Origin of the sequence: Peribacillus sp. FSL E2-0159 (assembly GCF_038643155.1) — a bacterium.
In the GTDB taxonomy this organism is placed as follows: domain Bacteria; phylum Bacillota; class Bacilli; order Bacillales; family DSM-1321; genus Peribacillus; species Peribacillus simplex.
In genome coordinates this window covers 3,895,427-3,912,365 of sequence record NZ_CP152053.1, presented here as the reverse complement: position 1 = coordinate 3,912,365, position 16,939 = coordinate 3,895,427, and the positions used below count along the sequence as shown (strand labels likewise).

20 protein-coding genes are annotated in these 16,939 nt (G+C 40.4%); 16 read left to right on the top strand and 4 right to left on the bottom strand.

What is annotated here, in order from left to right:
• Window positions 1-3: 3 nt before the first annotated feature.
• Entirely contained in the window at window positions 4-1,542 is a 1,539-nt protein-coding gene (locus NYE63_RS19060; protein ID WP_342602294.1) for a rhomboid family intramembrane serine protease, read from the top strand.
• Here NYE63_RS19060 and NYE63_RS19055 read toward each other — a convergent pair.
• The gene (locus tag NYE63_RS19055) at window positions 1,537-2,394 is read right to left on the bottom strand and encodes a hypothetical protein (RefSeq protein WP_342602293.1); all 858 of its coding nucleotides are present in this window, start codon (window positions 2,392-2,394) and stop codon (window positions 1,537-1,539) included. The genes NYE63_RS19060 and NYE63_RS19055 overlap by 6 nt on opposite strands.
• 214 nt (window positions 2,395-2,608) lie before the next feature.
• Between NYE63_RS19055 and NYE63_RS19050 the strand changes: the two genes are divergently transcribed.
• The 5 genes from NYE63_RS19050 (at window position 2,609) to NYE63_RS19030 (ending at window position 8,499) form a co-directional block, all read left to right on the top strand.
• Entirely contained in the window at window positions 2,609-2,818 is a 210-nt protein-coding gene (locus NYE63_RS19050) for a YqgQ family protein (RefSeq protein ID WP_342602292.1), read from the top strand.
• Between the two features lie 14 nt (window positions 2,819-2,832).
• Window positions 2,833-3,804: an ROK family glucokinase gene (locus NYE63_RS19045; RefSeq protein ID WP_342602291.1), complete on the top strand. Its 972-nt coding sequence runs from the start codon at window positions 2,833-2,835 to the stop codon at window positions 3,802-3,804.
• A gap of 166 nt (window positions 3,805-3,970) precedes the next feature.
• Window positions 3,971-5,842, top strand: coding sequence for an LTA synthase family protein (locus NYE63_RS19040; RefSeq protein ID WP_342605826.1), 1,872 nt, complete (start codon window positions 3,971-3,973; stop codon window positions 5,840-5,842).
• Between the two features lie 142 nt (window positions 5,843-5,984).
• Window positions 5,985-7,151 (top strand): M14 family metallocarboxypeptidase, encoded by a 1,167-nt coding sequence (locus tag NYE63_RS19035; protein ID WP_342602290.1) that lies wholly within the window; start codon window positions 5,985-5,987, stop codon window positions 7,149-7,151.
• A 175-nt stretch (window positions 7,152-7,326) separates the two neighbouring features.
• Window positions 7,327-8,499 carry a hypothetical protein gene (locus NYE63_RS19030; protein ID WP_342602289.1) on the top strand — a complete coding sequence of 391 codons (1,173 nt, stop codon included), beginning with the start codon at window positions 7,327-7,329 and terminating at the stop codon, window positions 8,497-8,499.
• Between the two features lie 41 nt (window positions 8,500-8,540).
• Here NYE63_RS19030 and NYE63_RS19025 read toward each other — a convergent pair whose 3' ends face one another.
• Entirely contained in the window at window positions 8,541-8,714 is a 174-nt protein-coding gene (locus NYE63_RS19025; RefSeq protein WP_342602288.1) for a DUF2759 domain-containing protein, read from the bottom strand.
• Window positions 8,715-8,946: 232 nt separating this feature from the next.
• On the opposite strand from NYE63_RS19025, the gene NYE63_RS19020 reads away from it, so the two are divergent.
• Window positions 8,947-9,573 carry an MBL fold metallo-hydrolase gene (locus tag NYE63_RS19020; RefSeq protein ID WP_342602287.1) on the top strand — a complete coding sequence of 209 codons (627 nt, stop codon included), beginning with the start codon at window positions 8,947-8,949 and terminating at the stop codon, window positions 9,571-9,573.
• A gap of 355 nt (window positions 9,574-9,928) precedes the next feature.
• A complete protein-coding gene (locus NYE63_RS19015) occupies window positions 9,929-11,029 on the top strand; it encodes an SAM-dependent methyltransferase (protein WP_342602286.1) in 1,101 nt (366 codons plus the stop codon).
• A gap of 53 nt (window positions 11,030-11,082) precedes the next feature.
• Here NYE63_RS19015 and NYE63_RS19010 read toward each other — a convergent pair whose 3' ends face one another.
• The gene (locus NYE63_RS19010) at window positions 11,083-11,325 is read right to left on the bottom strand and encodes a DUF2626 domain-containing protein (RefSeq protein ID WP_034308393.1); all 243 of its coding nucleotides are present in this window, start codon (window positions 11,323-11,325) and stop codon (window positions 11,083-11,085) included.
• An 85-nt stretch (window positions 11,326-11,410) separates the two neighbouring features.
• Window positions 11,411-12,112, bottom strand: a complete 702-nt coding sequence (locus tag NYE63_RS19005) for a helix-turn-helix domain-containing protein (RefSeq protein WP_342602285.1) — start codon at window positions 12,110-12,112, stop codon at window positions 11,411-11,413.
• Window positions 12,113-12,327: 215 nt separating this feature from the next.
• Here NYE63_RS19005 and NYE63_RS19000 point away from each other — a divergent pair, with 215 nt between their 5' ends.
• The 8 genes from NYE63_RS19000 (at window position 12,328) to comGG (ending at window position 16,878) form a co-directional block, all read left to right on the top strand.
• Complete coding sequence (locus NYE63_RS19000) at window positions 12,328-12,708, top strand: Spx/MgsR family RNA polymerase-binding regulatory protein (protein ID WP_342602284.1); 381 nt, start codon at window positions 12,328-12,330, stop codon at window positions 12,706-12,708.
• A gap of 104 nt (window positions 12,709-12,812) precedes the next feature.
• Complete coding sequence (comGA, locus tag NYE63_RS18995) at window positions 12,813-13,889, top strand: competence type IV pilus ATPase ComGA (protein WP_342605825.1); 1,077 nt, start codon at window positions 12,813-12,815, stop codon at window positions 13,887-13,889.
• Window positions 13,873-14,907: a competence type IV pilus assembly protein ComGB gene (comGB, locus tag NYE63_RS18990; protein ID WP_342602283.1), complete on the top strand. Its 1,035-nt coding sequence runs from the start codon at window positions 13,873-13,875 to the stop codon at window positions 14,905-14,907. Before comGA ends, comGB begins: the two co-directional genes overlap by 17 nt.
• 77 nt (window positions 14,908-14,984) lie before the next feature.
• Complete coding sequence (gene comGC / locus NYE63_RS18985; protein WP_342605824.1) at window positions 14,985-15,296, top strand: competence type IV pilus major pilin ComGC; 312 nt, start codon at window positions 14,985-14,987, stop codon at window positions 15,294-15,296.
• A gap of 7 nt (window positions 15,297-15,303) precedes the next feature.
• On the top strand, window positions 15,304-15,747 hold the full coding sequence (comGD, locus tag NYE63_RS18980) for a competence type IV pilus minor pilin ComGD (protein ID WP_342602282.1): 444 nt from the start codon (window positions 15,304-15,306) through the stop codon (window positions 15,745-15,747).
• The gene (locus tag NYE63_RS18975; RefSeq protein ID WP_342602281.1) at window positions 15,734-16,072 is read left to right on the top strand and encodes a hypothetical protein; all 339 of its coding nucleotides are present in this window, start codon (window positions 15,734-15,736) and stop codon (window positions 16,070-16,072) included. The genes comGD and NYE63_RS18975 overlap by 14 nt, the downstream gene beginning before the upstream one ends.
• Window positions 16,020-16,499, top strand: a complete 480-nt coding sequence (gene comGF / locus NYE63_RS18970) for a competence type IV pilus minor pilin ComGF (RefSeq protein WP_342602280.1) — start codon at window positions 16,020-16,022, stop codon at window positions 16,497-16,499. Before NYE63_RS18975 ends, comGF begins: the two co-directional genes overlap by 53 nt.
• Window positions 16,492-16,878: a competence type IV pilus minor pilin ComGG gene (gene comGG, locus NYE63_RS18965; RefSeq protein WP_342602279.1), complete on the top strand. Its 387-nt coding sequence runs from the start codon at window positions 16,492-16,494 to the stop codon at window positions 16,876-16,878. The genes comGF and comGG overlap by 8 nt, the downstream gene beginning before the upstream one ends.
• Window positions 16,879-16,939: the final 61 nt, after the last annotated feature.

The following is a 16,939-nucleotide window of genomic DNA, read 5'->3' as shown; positions in this document are numbered from 1 at the left end:
GCATTGGGATTTAAAGAGGATTATTTGTTTTGGGAAACCATAAGGGAGCTGTCTGCCCATTATGATTATCGAATGATCACTGTCACGGAAAACCATCAGGAGATTTGGCTTGAGAGTGATAAGAATAAAGAGTTTCCAGTCATAAGGCTCATTCGGCATGATTTGGATTGGGCTAATTGGCTGAAACGCGATATCGAACGAACATTGCAGAATGGGGAAAGAATCAGAAGGAAATTATACAAAAAGCCCATAAACATATTAAGTATCTATGTTAGTAAATTCGCCCCGGTGGATGATCATGACTTTAGTTCACGGGTGGCCTCTTTTAATAAAACGAATGTTAACACGTTTCTTCTAACTTGTGAAAACGTTCATGATTCGTTGCAAAAACTTGAACATGTGTTGAAAAAACCACTTTCAATTCAAATTCTTGAAGAAAATGAAATAGATGAGGAAAAGGTTCTCGCAGTAAAGAAGGACGCCATCTCGGAGTCAGTCAAAAAGGCTAAGGCTGAGCAGAAGGTATTTCAAAATGCCAATAAGCCATTTTTTACATATATATTCATGGCGATACAAATAGCTGTGTTCATCTTGATGGAGTTTAACGGGGGCAGCACCAATTCCAAAACTTTGATTGAGTTTGGCGCTAAATTTTCCCCTTATATCATACAAGGGGAATGGTGGCGGTTCTTTACACCGATGATCGTCCATATTGGGTTCATTCATTTACTGATGAATACATTTTCATTGTATTTGATCGGTGCTGAAGTTGAAAGGATTTACGGTAATGCCAGGTTCCTTTTCATCTATATATTCGCTGGTTTCGCTGGAACTCTAGGCAGCTTCATCATGACCCCGAATCTTTCCGCAGGAGCGAGCGGAGCCATTTTTGGCTGTTTTGGGGCACTTCTGTACTTTGGCATCGTCTATCCGAAATTATTCATGCGCTCGATGGGTTCATCGGTGATCGTATTGATCATCATTAACTTAATATACGGTTTCACCGTTTCGGGAATTGACAATGCAGGGCATATCGGAGGTTTGATCGGAGGGTTCTTGGCTGCAGGAGTGGTACATCTGCCAAAATCCAAGAATATCTTTCGGCAGCTAGCTTTTCTGTTAGGGACGGCAATACTGACCAATGCCCTGCTTCAATTTGGTTTCAATCATCAGGAAAGTGCAGCCATAGATGATAATACCATGGCCATGGTGGCCCAAAAGTATATTGATGATGATGAAGAGGATAAAGCGGAAGAGATGTTACTCAATTATGTTGATGCAAATCCTGATGCACCGCTATCGCTTTTTATGCTAGGAAATTTATCTTATGATAAAAAGGACATTTACAAAGCTAGGGATTATTATGAAAAAGCGATTGAAAGTAATCCGGACTTGCATGAAGCCCATTACAACCTTGCCTTAGTTTACATGAATCTAGATTCACTCGATCAAGCTAAGGAGCAAGCTGATAAGGCTATTGAGCTTGCCCCGGATAATAAGTCTTACACTAAACTGCTGGCGGAAATTGACAAGCAACTATAACTTTTGACGCAGCATGATTGGGGTACCGTCTTTCAGGGTAAACAAGACAAGTATTTCACTTTGATTCTTCGCCATAAGCAATAGGGGGATGGTGCTACCTTGTGGACTCACAGTGGATCCATCCTCCTTTTTTATTCCCAACACATAATTTTTGTAAAGTCCTTCCCACAGTTTTCCCACAATTTCTTCCCGTTTGAATTGGGGGAAGGCAGCAAGCCATTGATTTTTCTTTGCGGGCAAATCTGTTAAAGAGATGATTTTGTACTGATCCAGATCAAGCTGAAATGCTTGACCGGCTTTTTCCAAACCATTTCGAACCGTTTGATCTGTCAAACCGTCCAGCGTTTTTTTCCATTGAATCTGTTCTTCTGAAAGGGGACGGTGGAAAAATTGAAAAACCGGTGTCGTAACTGTATAGAGTTTATCTTTACTGAGCTGCTGGGCACTGGTGAAAATTGTGTCACTCGGATGAACCTCGGCATAATGAAACGTTACCGCTTCATAGCGCCCACTCTCGGATTCTTTAGATTTCGCTTTTTGAGAGAGGTCTTGTTTATTTTGGCGCCAATTTTTTAAAGCTCCTGTCAATTTTCCATTTTTGTATAAAAGCGATACGTCCTGACGTAAGTAAGCAGGCCGGTCCAACGAAGAATCCACCCTCCAAGTGATGGTATAGGTGGAATCCCCGATAGCCTTCGGAGTCAGGCGGGTGGAAGCATGTTCAAAATGGAGCGAGGAATCGATGGGAAAAAAAATGATGGTTTCCTCTGTCTGTTTATGATTTGATAAATAAAGGATGACAAAAATGGTGGTTAAGACCAAAAAGACGGTATACTTCAATTGTACTTTCATTTTTCCCCTCCGTTTTCACGCGTGATGAATGGTTTAAAAACATTAAGCTGCTAAATCAAATCGAAAGAGTCCACAATCTTGATATTTCATCATATGAATACAGTTGGACATGTATGAGGGGGATGGGGGAAATTATCAAAAGAGGTAATGGGCGCTTGTTACAAAGAGGCTGATTCGATATACTTTCATATAGAAAAGAGTAAAGAGGTTTACTATGAAAACATATTATGATCTTCAACAATACTTGAAAAGATTCGGTACATTTATCTATATTGGTGATCGCTTAGCCGAGCTTGAACTGATGGAAGCCGAAATAAGGGAAATCCACCGTATGCAGATGATGGATACGAAAGATTATCAAATGGCACTCCTTTTAATTAGGCAGCAATTGTCACTTGAAAGGGAAAAACAGAAAAAAAATTGATAAAAAGGGTGAGAATGATGGAAAAGTGGCTAATGGGTGTGGATTTAGGCGGTACAACTACCAAACTTGCTCTGATCAATTTATACGGAGAGATTATTCATAAATGGGAAATCAGCACGGACATCTCCGAAAAGGGAAAATTCATTACGATTAACATAGCCAAAGCAATTGATGCGAAGCTCGTTGAACTTAATGAACCGAAGAGTAAGATAGTAGGGATAGGTATGGGGGCTCCCGGCCCTGTGAAATTTGTTAACGGTTCCATATATGAAGCCGTCAATCTTGGCTGGAAGGACTATCCGTTAAAAGATTTATTGGAGGTGGAGACATCTCTTCCAGCAGTTATCGATAATGATGCCAATATGGCAGCTTTGGGAGAAATGTGGAAAGGTGCCGGTAATGGTGCCAAAGACCTCGTTTGTATAACTCTAGGAACGGGTGTAGGCGGCGGGATCATCCATAATGGGCAAATCGTGCATGGTACCAGTGGGGCTGCTGGAGAAGTAGGGCATATAACGGTCGTAACGGACGGAGGGGCACCATGCAATTGCGGCAAGACTGGTTGTTTGGAAACGGTTGCTTCGGCAACGGGAATCGTCCGTATGGCTTTAGAAGCCTTGAATGCCGCCGATGAAAAGTCAATGCTTCAGCAGAAAGTCGAAGAGGGAAATTCGGTTACTTCCAAACTGTTATTCCAATGCGCTGCAGCAGGTGATCCTTTATCCAAAGCTGTGGTAGATAAGGTAGGCAATTACTTGGGGCTGGCACTATCACATGTTGGGAATGTCATGAATCCAGATAAAATAGTCATTGGTGGGGGCGTTTCACAAGCGGGAGACATTTTGCTTGATCCTGTCCGTTCTGCCTTCGGAAAGTATGCATTCAAACGGGTTAGTAAATCAACGAAAATCAGCCTGGCCACACTAGGCAATGATGCAGGGGTAATAGGTGCAGCCTGGCTCATTAAAAGCCAACTGAATACGTAATCCCTTGCTGCCCTGTGGCAAACAGGGGTATAAGAAAAAAAGATGGAATCTTCAAAAAGTTCCCCGTTTTGAGGGGTGGGGGCTATCGTTCCTGCTTTTGTATAGGGGGAGAGAACCATGACCCATGATTGAGGCGCTCTGGATCAATAGCTCCAGCGCTTCTTCGATGAGGAGGGACCAGGATTTGAAAAGGGTCTTCAAAAAACAGGGATATTCATTGTTTTGGGTCGTATTAATTTCACTTTGGCTTAAAACATATATTGCTTATAAAACAAGTTTTGAGATAGATATTGATAATTGGATCCAGGAGTTCATACTATTCATTAATCCTGTCAGTTTCCTTTTACTTACTCTTGGCGTTAATATATTTTTAAAAGAAAATAGAAGGACTGCATACTTATTGATCATGAGTTTTTTCATCACCTTCGTTCTCTTTGCCAACCTTGTTTTTTTTCGCTTTTTCAATGACTTTTTAACCATTCCCGTTCTGTTTCAAACGAGCAATATGAACGACCTTGGAAGCAGTGTACATGAATTGATCAATCCGAGTGACCTTTTGTATTTTGCCGATATCCTGTTCTTGATGCTTCTGCTGAAATATAAACCAAAAACATTCCAAGAAAGTCGATACAATCCCCAAGACCGTAAATTCTTTTTGTTAATGGCTTTAGGAGTGACATTTTTTAACTTAGCTTTAGCGGAAGCGGCGCGTCCTGAACTCCTGACAAGAACGTTTGACCGTGAAATCCTCGTTAAGAATATCGGTACATACCATTATCACCTCTATGATGCAATATTACAGACGAAATCATCAGCTCAACGTGCCCTTGCGGATGGCAGTGAATTGTCGGAAATTGAAAATTATGTCCGTGCCAATCAAAAAGAGGCTAATGATGACCTTTATGGTCTGGCAAAAGGCAAAAATGTGATTCTTGTTTCATTGGAATCCACTCAAAGCTTTGTCATCAATAAAACGGTCAACGGTGAAGAAATCACTCCTTTTCTGAACCAATTCATTAAAGAGAGCTATTATTTCAATAACTTTTATCACCAAACTGGTCAGGGGAAAACATCTGATTCAGAATTCATTATTGAGAATTCTCTCTATCCTTTAGGTAGAGGTGCAGTATTTTTCACTCATGCGCAAAATGAATACAAAGCCACCCCCGAAATCTTAACGGAAAAAGGTTACTATACGGCCTCCTTGCATGCCAATAATAAGAGCTTTTGGAATCGTGACATAATGTACGATTCTCTTGGGTACCAACGGTTTTATGATAGTGATGAATACAAAATCTCTGAAGGGAACTCCATCAATTGGGGTTTGAATGATAAATCGTTCTTCAAGCAATCAATCTCTCACTTGAAGAGGATGCCTGAGCCTTTTTATGCCAAGTTCATAACGCTAACCAATCATTTTCCATTCACTTTGAATGAAGAAGACCGAACATTGGAACCATACGGTTCGAATTCCAAAACATTGAATCAGTATTTTCCGACCGTGCGTTATACGGATGAAGCCTTGGAACGATTTATCGGCGATTTGAAACGTGATGGATTATATGAGGATTCCATTATTGTACTATATGGAGACCATTATGGAATTTCGGAAAATCACAACTCTGCCATGAGCCAGTTCCTTGGGAAGGAAATCACGCCTTTCGAATCCATCCAACTACAGCGTGTCCCGCTCATCATACATGTCCCAGGGCAGGAAGGAAAAACGATTTCCACCGTTTCCGGCCAAATTGATGTAAGGCCGACTCTCCTTCATTTATTGGGAATTGAAAATGATGATTATATCGAATTCGGCAAAGATCTATTTTCTGAAGAGAAATTAGAATTCACCGTTCTTCGCGATAGCAGTTTCATCACGAAGGAATATCTATATACGATGGATACCTGCTATGATAAAAAGACCGGAGTGGCGACTGAAAAGGATTCATGTGAGAAGTATTTGGAAAAGGCAAAGCAGGAGCTTGATTACTCCGACAAAATCATTTACGGGGATTTGCTCCGATTTTATGAGCAACATTGAAAAAGAAACCTGGCGCAATCCAGGTTTTTTTGTTTATTTCAGGAGAATCAGTACCCATACAATTATGAAACACGTGAGACTTCCTGAACATCTTTCTGTCTTTCGATTCATAAAGATAAAACAATGAAAGGGGCGGAGCAGAATGAAAGTTGTAAGCAGAAGCGGGGATGATTTGGCATATTACAGTCAATTGTTCCAAATTCCTCGGGTTTTGATAGAGGATGCCAATCCCGCCATTACTGGCGGTGTTTTTCCAATTGGCGTGGAAGTACAGATACCTGGATACATTGTTCAGGAAGAGTCCCGGTTAGATATCGATTTTTCCGAAATCGCTTTACAATATCACCTGCCCATCGATGGGATATTATTGTTGAATCAAGATGGACAAAAACCTTTTTCTGTACCTGTCCGGGTGATGAATCCCATGATTGTCACCGACAAGCCCTATGGATATCAATCACTTCTTGACGATCTTGATATTCTATCTTTTCATTATCCCTTTATTAAGGTTGAATCGATCGGGAGGAGTGTGTTGGGAAAAGAACTCCTTGAGGTAAGAATCGGTCAAGGTGAAAAGATCATACATTATAACGGTTCATTCCATGCCAATGAATGGATCACTTCGACGGTTTTGATGAAATGGCTGAATGATTTTCTGCTGGCAGTAACGAATGATCGTACACTATGCGGAATGGATTGTATGCCCTTCTATCGGGATATGACCATTTCGATAGTTCCAATGGTGAATCCGGATGGAGTCGAGCTTGTCCTAAAGGGGGAGGAGGCGGCAGAGGGGAAGGTTGATGTTTTAAAAATAAATAATGGTAATCCTGCCTTTTATGCTTGGAAAGCCAATATCCGCGGTGTAGATCTGAATAATCAATATCCTGCCAATTGGGAGATAGAAAAGCGTAGAAAGATTCCAAAAACGCCTGCCCCGAGAGATTTTCCAGGAGAGACCGCGTTATCAGAACCAGAAGCATTGGCCATGAAGGAGCTGGCAATAAGACGGAATTTTGAAAGAGTGCTTGCACTTCACACCCAGGGAAAAGAATTCTATTGGGGATATGAGGGACATGAACCTGAACAGGCAGCCAATGTTGCGAGGGAGTTTGAGGAGCGCAGCGGATATCGGGCCGTACAATACGTTGACAGCCATGCTGGGTATAAAGATTGGTTCATTCAGGAATTCAAACGCGGCGGATTCACAATCGAACTGGGAAAAGGCATCAATCCGCTTCCGCTATCCCATTTGCCTGGTATATATAAAGATTCTGTCAAGATTTTGATGGCAGGTCTATATATGTGATGCATCCCCATAAGGAATATACTTCCAAAAAAATATAAGATAATTATCCGCCACATTTTCTCTTTTTTACTTTATAATGAAAGAGAGTAAGGATTCGATTGGTTTATTCCTTACTCTCTTTCTAATGTCTTGCTCACAAATGCCAGGCGTTTTTTAGTTTTGAAGTGGGAGGTGTGTGGGGATTAAAGTATCCAAAGCGGCACTTTGTATGCGGCTTTCCATTTGTAAGATGTTGTGTTTCGTCCCATTATTTATCTCCACTATCCTTCTTATCTCGGCTTGTGAGCCTTCCAAGGACCTTAGTAAACCCGTAAATGATACGGAAAAAGAACACTCCCAATCTAACCTGGAAACTTCAGTAAGCAATTTAAAGGTCCCGACTGCAGAATTGGAAAAAATCGAAGCCATTTTTGGATGGCTGGATTCTAAAACCATTTTATATTCTGTTAAGCGGGATGGTAATGAATTATCCCAGTTGATGGCATGGAATTTGGAAACGAATGATACTTCCGTATTCTATCAGCCGGCTTTTGCGTTTTCTGAAGTATCGATCAGTCCGTCTGGTACGCATATTTTGTTATCGTCCTTCACCTCTTCGGGTAAAGCATCAATCACCATACTTGATAAAACGGGAAATCCACTGTATTCAGTGGCGATACCAGCCTATGAATTAGCTTATGAGTGGAATTCATATAAAGATGGCCGGTTGTTTTTATCGAGTTTTTATGAAGATTGGACATACAACAGTTATATGTTGAACCCAGATGAACAAACAATGGAAACATTGGACTTTCCGCAGCCCTTTGCTCAATGGGCAAGTGAAAATGAATTGATGTTTCTCGATTGGGACAGGGAAGAACCTGCTTTGACGGCTCCCCTAGAAAAAAAAGCGCTGAATGAGGATGGAGCTGACAGCCTTATGCTCGATGTCATTCACTTTAAAAAAATGAAACAAGCGCTGATGACGATTCAAGTGGAGACAGAAAAACAAGATCGGGGTACATATGCATTTTATGATCAAACAAACAAGCCGATCCACTCTTTTTCCGTGCCACTATTGAAAAGCTTTTCAGATTGGGTGATTCCATCCTATGATTTCATTGAAAAAAACAAGGAATTCATAACGTTTATTCCTAATGAATCAAAAGATGCGGACCAATATGAGGGAAGGTTTACCTTAACTAAATTTAATTGGGAAAAAGGCACACAAGAAGAATTGATGAAGGACATGGAAAATGAACCATTAAGCTGTTCGCTTGATGGCAACTTCTGCTTATATGGATATCAATTTGAGAAAATCATTGATATGAAAACCCATCAAATACAAAGATTGTTCAAACAAACATGATGACCTAAAACAAAAGCTCGCCAGATGGCGAGCTTTTTTCTTCAATGGGCAACAGGAAAACCGCTGTTGATGACAGTCATTACAGTGAACCAGCCAAACACGACTGCACTGCCGGCTGCAAAAATGAATCCTAAGAAGTTTCTCTTTTTTAATGAGGTAAACACAGCTGCTACTGCTAAAATAGCCACAAGTCCGAAAACAACCATTAATATCATGTCAAAACCCCCTTTTTCGTAATGAATACCTAATCCCTAATAATATACCCAGAGAATAAAGCAACTACCAAAAATATGTAGAAAAGATTGCATTTGTTAATATCTTAATATTTTTTCAATTATTTGTCGAGGTTTAAAAGGTGACACTTCTATGACTTGAGTAATCTGGATTAACATTAGCAGCTTAATTAGTGTAAGATGAAGATAGAAAATCATATTGGAGTTGATGGAAATGAAATGGACACAAATTCCTCTAGGCCCGCTGCAAACGAATTGTTATGTAGTTTCCGATGGACAGGATTGCATCATTTTCGATCCGGGTGAAGAGCCTCAGAAAATCATACAGTACATACAAACAAAAAAATTAAAGCCTTTGGCGATTTTATTAACACATGCACATTTTGACCACATCGGTGCTCTTGATGCTATTCGGGATCATTATGGGATACCGGCATATATTCATGAAAAAGAGGCCAAGTGGCTACTTGATCCCGCATTGAATGGTTCCCAAAACTGGTTCCCTGAAAATCCAATGCGCATGAAGCCTGCCGATCACATCCTAGCAAATGAGCAAGAACTTACTATTGGAGGATTCACTTTCGAAGTATTCGAAACCCCCGGACACTCACCAGGGAGCGTTTCGTATTATGCGAAGGAGCAACGTCTTCTCTTTTCAGGGGACGTCTTGTTCCAAGGAAGCGTTGGCAGAACCGATTTAATAGGCGGAAGCGAGGCAGTGCTGTTAAATAGCATTGAAACGAAGTTGCTGACACTTACTGATGATGCTATCGTTTTTCCTGGTCATGGGCCTGTCACGACCATTCTAGATGAAAAGAATACCAATCCCTTTTTGAGATAATGACTTTTGCAGGTGCCATATGGCACCTGCTTCTTAATTATGTAAAAATATTGAAATGATTCATTTCCGGAACTATACTGAATATAAAAAACCGGGGTCTTCCCTAGTGTGCATGACTTTTCTGATTCTGCTCTGAAGTTAAGTGGCATATATTAACACTTGTTGGAAATATTCATTTTGTAAGGATGCACTCTTATGACTGTAAGTTGAAAATTTTTTGTGATCTTTAAAATTTGGTTTTGAGTATGATTGGCGAAAAAAAAACTTATTCATGTCAGCGCACCTAGTTTTATAAAGAAAAAGGATAGCTTAATTTTTCAATATGATGGAAGATCATGGAGACGGAGGCATTGTGTTGGAAAATCACTTGAAGGAATTGATTGCAGGAAGCCACCAAAAAAGAATCTCCTATCATGACTATATGGATGCTGTTTTATATACGCCAAATATAGGCTACTATGCACGCGCAAAAGAGAAGATTGGCTCAAGAGGGGATTTTTATACGTCTGGCAATGTTGGGGATGCATTTGGGAGATCACTGGCCAGATGGTTCGTTTATTTGATAAAAAGGTGTGGAGTATCACCACGAATCATCGAGGTCGGTGCAGGGGACGGTAAGCTGGCTTATGACATCCTCGTTTTCATAAAAGAAATGGAACCGCAGATATGGGACTCTCTGACTTATATCCTTGTGGATGGCAGTCCATTTCATAGAAAGATTCAGCAGGAACGTATAGGGATGTTCAAACAGGCAGTTTCTGCTGCCAGTTTAGAAAAATGGACGAATGTAAATGGAATCGTCTTTTCAAATGAACTTTTCGACGCGTTGCCTGTACATGTCATTGAAAAGTATAAGGGGGCCCTGGTAGAGGTATTCGTCACTGAAAAGGAAGGCGATTTGGTAGAAGAGAGGGAACCTTTGGACAACCCTGACATTCTATCTTACCTTACTGAACGATCTATCACCTTAAATGAAAAACAACGATATGAAGTTCCATTAAAAATGGTCCGTGAATATGAGAAGATCGTTTCCAGTATCGAATCGGGCATTCTCCTTACAATTGATTATGGCTATACCGATAGGGAATGGAAGGAGCCAGCTCATCTTCAAGGGAGCTTGAGGGGCTATTATCAGCATCAAATGATTAAAGATGCACTTATGTATCCTGGTGATATGGATTTGACGACACATATCCATTTTGACACATTAATCGAGATTGGAAAAAGAAAGGATCTTTCCAATCAGGGGCTTTTTCTTCAAAATGAATTTTTGCTTAAAGCAGGGATATTAGAGGAATTGAAGGATCATCAAGGAACTGATCCATTCTCGAAAACGGCAAAGCGTAATCGTGCAATTCGAGGGCTAATCGTTCCAGGGGGATTTAGTGAACATTTCAAAGTGTTGCTTCAATCGAGGAATTTAGCAGAAGATGTAAGAATATTTCCTGAATGGTGACAAGTAAAAACCCATGAATCCAAAATTCATGGGTTATGTAATATTGCTTGTTCTTAATGCGCAGCACCCGGAGTCATCATAAATACGCTCCAGTAGGAAAATCCTGCAAAGAAAACGGTAAGATAGGCGCCGAAAACATAAATATACATGCGCTCAGATAATTTCAAATAACTTAAAAGTACAAAAAAGATCGTTTGTGCAAAGAAAAGCAAAGACGTTTGATGCATATGGCCAAGATAAAAGAAAATTGCCATAATTCCTGTCCAAAATCCACATACTCTGAACATGCGTTCCACCCGAATCCCTCCTTATGTCTAGACGTGTACATTCTAAATAATTATAAATGAAATTGTAAGGTAATGTAAAGGATGCCTTTTGTTTCTATGTGAGAACCGAAGCCTGGTAAGAGCATGTTGCACAATTGGACATCATATTTTCTAATTCCACAATATTGACATTCTCAAACAAGGCTTCGAACATACCTTTTAAAAATGAATTATGCATGGAGCAGATTGTTCCTGGCTCCACTTCAGTAACTTCCTTAAACGGGCAATTGAAGATACGGAAGTATATTTTATTTTCTTCTTCGCTTGCTTGTATTTCAGGAGATAACCCTGCGATGGTAGCCGCATTTTTAAGCATGTTGACTTTTTCCGCAAAAGCAAGTCGATCGATCGTCGTCGAGTTCAGGGCTAGTTGCTGATTGATCAATTCCTCCCCGAATACTTTTCCCGTTTCGTAAAGAGCCTGTTTTCCTTGTTCCCCTAATGTCATCATCGTCTGGATAGCGATCCTTGAAAGCAGCTGATAATTCCTATATGGAAAATGAAGCTGAATGACTTTATCGGATAGTCGATAAAGTCTGCTGGGGCGACCGCCTTTCCCGGTCTTTCGGGCATCCGATGTCAACATATCGATATCCTCAAGTTTTGACAAATGTAGACGGGCAACATTTGGATGGATGTTAAATGAATCGGCGATTTGCTGTACCGATACATCACCATGGTTGTTCACAATATGCTGATATATATAATATCTGGTGGGATCAGCTAACACGTTTGTTATTTTTAACGTTTGTTCCATTACACCCTCCTGCTATTCCATAGTTTTCCTATGTTCATTATAATGCAGGCATAAAAAAATGGAATAAGAGAAAGGGCAAACTCCCTTTAGTTTAAAAAAAGTTCACAATTAAAACCGTTTAATAAAGCAAAAATCTATACAATGATTGTACAAATATTATACAATAGTTATATAGGTTATTAATGTATACAAAATGTGAACGGGGAGTGATTAGTATGGCACAGTTAACTTTCTTTTCGTATCCAAGTTGTACATCTTGCCGCAAAACAAAAAAATGGTTAAGGGCCAATCAAGTTTCCTTCGATGAGCGGCATTTATTCAGAGAAACTCCAACTGTAGCAGAGTTAAAAAGAATTCTTGAATTGACATCGGAAGGCCTTGATGAAGTCTTAGCAACAAGAAGTGAAGCTTACAAAGACTTACAAGTTAATATTGACGAAATGATGCTTTCTGATGTAATCCAATTATTAACAAAGGAACCGAAGTTATTAAGAAGACCCATCCTCATAGACGGGGAAAAACTGGTGATTGGTCATAATGTAGACGCATTAAGGAATTTGGTTTCCCATAAGATTGATTTGAAAATGAGCATGTGAGACGATTCTCGAAGTTTTTTCGGGAATTTTTTTTATTCTGAAGCAGGAATTTGTCGTGGATTGTCGAATCCATACAACAAGAATCATAGGAGGTGATGAATGAATTGATATCGATTGAAAAGACCGCAGAAAAAATACTGACCCGTGCTGTACAGGAATCGGCATCGGATATCCACATTTTTTTTCGCAAGGAGGGTCCTCTCATCCAATTCAGGATAGATAATAAGCTTGTTCCAAAAGAAACATTATCATTCTTTGAAGCAGAGAGGCTGATCGCTCATTTGAAGTTCCTTGCCTCGATGGATATAGGGGAGAAAAGGAGGCCCCAGAGTGGTGCCATCACCATCAATTTGGCCAACCAGGTGGTCGGACTCCGCCTTTCCACTTTACCGACTGCCCATCTCGAAAGTTTGGTCATCCGCTTAATACCCCAACAGAATATCCTTCCTCTCGAACAGTTATCCTTATTTCCAAGCACCGTTCAAAAATTGATTGCTCTCCTGAAGCATTCCCATGGCATGCTCATATTTACCGGCCCGACCGGCAGTGGAAAAACCACGACACTATATTCCCTGCTTCACCATGCGCATGAGATGATCAATCGAAATATTATTACACTTGAAGATCCCATTGAAAATGTATCCCAAAAGGTATTGCAAGTCCAAATCAATGAAAAGGCGGGGATTACGTATTCTGTTGGTCTAAAAGCTGTCCTGAGGCATGACCCTGACGTGATCATGGTTGGGGAAATCAGGGATGCAGAAACTGCAAAAATCGCAGTGCGTGCCGCATTAACCGGTCATTTGATACTAACAACCATGCATACAAGGGACGCCCAGGGCGCCATCTCCAGGTTACTGGAGTTTGGTGTCAGCTTGCTTGAGGTTGAACAGAGTTTAATTGGCGTGACAGCACAGCGGCTGGTTGAGTTGCGATGTCTTCCATGTAAAGGGGACTGTGATTTAGGTTGCAAAATGACTGCCAGGAATAAAAGGGCAAGTGTATATGAATTGCTATATGGAAAAAGCCTGGCTGATGTTCTCCGGATAATGGGAGATGAAAAAGGAAAGGCAACGGTCAGCTACCGCCAATTGAAGGATGAAATCGGAAAAGCGGTTGCGATGGGCTATGTGGATTCCGGGGAATATGAACGGCTGGTATACCATGAAACCAAAAAGTAAATGGAAGGTAAAAGAGCAGGCGGTCTTTATTTCGAAGCTAGGTGAATTATTGAATCATGGTTATCCTTTGGCGGACGCTTTACATTTTCTTGAGTTTCAGGAATCAAAGAAGAAAGCGGAAGACTTCACTCAGGCTAAAGCCGATTTAAGGAACGGTTACCCGTTGCACATGGTGCTGACCCATCTTGGTTTTCATCCACAGCTTGTAAGTTATATATTTTATGGAGAACAATATGGCGACCTGGAACGGGCGTTGAAAGAAGGAGGGCGATATTGGAAGAAAAGAACCGAGGATATGGATAAAGTAAAAAAGTTAATGGTGTATCCCGTATTCTTAGTCTTTTTTGTAAGCATCGTTTTTTATATTCTTCAGAGTGTTCTTCTGCCCAAATTCCAGACAATCTATTTCACGATGGATGTCGATCAGCACACACTCTTAAAATTAATGGCAGCCTCCACATTCATTCTTCCAGCACTCCCCTTCTTTTTACTCGGGTTGCTCCTATTCTTGTATATACTCAAACGATTTTGGTTTAACGGATTGTGCCCATTAAGGCAGCGAAGGATTTTGATGAGAATTCCGATATTCGGGACCTTCATCAAATTATACGAAACTTATTTTTTTGCTAGCCAATTCAGTGGCTTACTTTCCGGAGGGCTATCGATAAACGATAGCATCAAATTATTCTCGATAAATCAACAGCAGCCTTTTTACCAAAAACTATGCAATATCATTAAGGATGATTTGATCGAGGGCAGATCACTTGAAATGATTTTTCGGGAGCTCCCATATTTTGATGGGAATTTACCGGTGGTCGCTGCAAATGGTCAAAAATACGGCAGACTTGATGCGGAGCTGCTTCATTACAGTCGTTTTTTACTGGAGAAAATTGAAGAGAGAATGAATGCAATCTTGAAAATCATTCAGCCTCTTATGTTCTCATTTATAGGTCTTTTGATTGTATCCATTTATTTGGCAGTTTTGCTGCCGATGTTCTCACTGCTCGAAGGTATATAGGATTTTACTTTTGTATTCTGGAGGTGAAAATGCTCGAAATTCATCTGGTATTCAGATGGTTTCAGGAGCATGAAGATATGTTGAAGAAAGTGATGAATGAACGTGGTTTTACACTAATTGAAATGCTTATTGTTTTACTGGTAATTTCCATCCTTTTGATTATAACAATCCCCAATATTACGAAGAACCAATCCACAATCCAGTCTAAAGGATGTGAAGCATTCGTGAAGATGGCCCAAGCACAGGTACAGGCTTATGAGATCGACAATGCTAAACTGCCCGGAAGTATCAGTGAATTGGAAAGTCAAGGCTACCTCAAACAGACATCCTGTCCTAATGGGGATGATATTAGTTTGGATAGTAAAGGAAAGATAACGGTCGTTGAGTAGGAGAGAAGTGAATATACGGCATTCCAATGGGGGGTATACACTATCTGAAACCCTTATTGTCCTCGTTATTTTTGTACTTCTGATTTCCATCGGCCCTAATCTATATCCTAGCTTCACTAAAGGAATGGAAAATAGGCTATTCCTTTCTCAATTCCATGAAGATCTTTTCTATGCACAACAGTATGCCATCAGTCATGAGAGTTTGATTTACCTCCATATTGATAATACCAAAAAGGTTTATACCGTTTCGTCTTATAAGGAGGGGATCGTTCTAGAGAGAAGCATCCCAAAGGATATACAGTTTTTAAGTGGTACTTTGGGGTTCAGCTTTCATTTTAATCAGTATGGAAATGCTTCAAAAGCCGGAACGATTATGATTGACACCTCAAAGGGAAAGTACAAGTTGGTCCTCAATATCGGTAAAGGGAGGTTCAGGATTGAGAAATTGTAAAGGTTACGTTTACCTTGAGCTGATAGCCGCATTTTCCGTTTGTATATTCCTGGTCCTTGCCATTTTACCAATTCTTGAAGAGTTATTGACGCATCGGAAAGATATTGCCGTAAGGACAGAAGCCCACCATTTATTATATGAAAGATTGACGGCGTTCATGGAAGGGGAGATACAAGCAGTTGGTCAGGAAATCATATACAAAAAAAGATCCTATGAATTGGTTTGGAAGGACCATGGGGATTTTCCGGGAATGATTGAAGGGTGTGTACGTTATGAAGATGAATCGGGCAATCTGGAATCCATTTGTGATGCTGCGAAAAAATGATGGCTTTACGATGATCGAAATGCTTTTTTCTTTAATGATTTTAATGACGACGTCCCTTTTTGTTCTACAGCTTTTTTCAATCATTAACACCCAGATGGGGTCCGTTGATAAATTGCATCCTAAAGAGTGGGAGGTCTTTACCATGCAAATGAAGCAGGAGGTCCGGAGTTCCAAAGTTCAGGATGTAATGGAAAATAAATTATATTTGCTTACAGGTGAACAATTATCATCGTTTGAACAATATGAAGATAAGGTCCGAAGACGAGTGAATGGTATGGGGCATGAGGTCATCTTGCAGAACATTTCGAAATTCCGGGTTGAGAAGGATGGCAGTGTCATTGTTATAAATATTACGGATAAAGCAGGGACTACTTTCAGTCGAAGATTTCATCCTTTCTTTAGGAATGTTACGAAAGTCGATGAATAATCAAAAAGGAGTCGTTTTCCCGATGGTCATGATTGTAGCGAGTGTTTTCATCATGTTCACGATACTAATGATCGATCAGTTTATCATTGATAAAAAGTTTTATAAAGAAGTGGAAGAATCGCTTGTGGCCGACCATCTTGTCCATCTGGCCATCAAGGATGTGACGGCAGAGTGGGGCGACGAGATCCCAAAAATCATCGAGGGGGAAATTTCATATCCCAATGGTGAGGTGCGGTATTCCTTAATGAAGCAAGAAGGTCCTTATGTCTATATCGAGTTTTCTGCCACGACTAAAAATGACCGTGAGGGCAGGGTCATCATTCAATACGATAAAGAAGCGGGGAAAGTGAAAGAATGGTTGGAAAAGCAGGCTGTGTAAAACGAAAAATCAACACTCTTTTAAACGGAAAACGACAGGTTTACGTGTGTTTAGGGAAAAA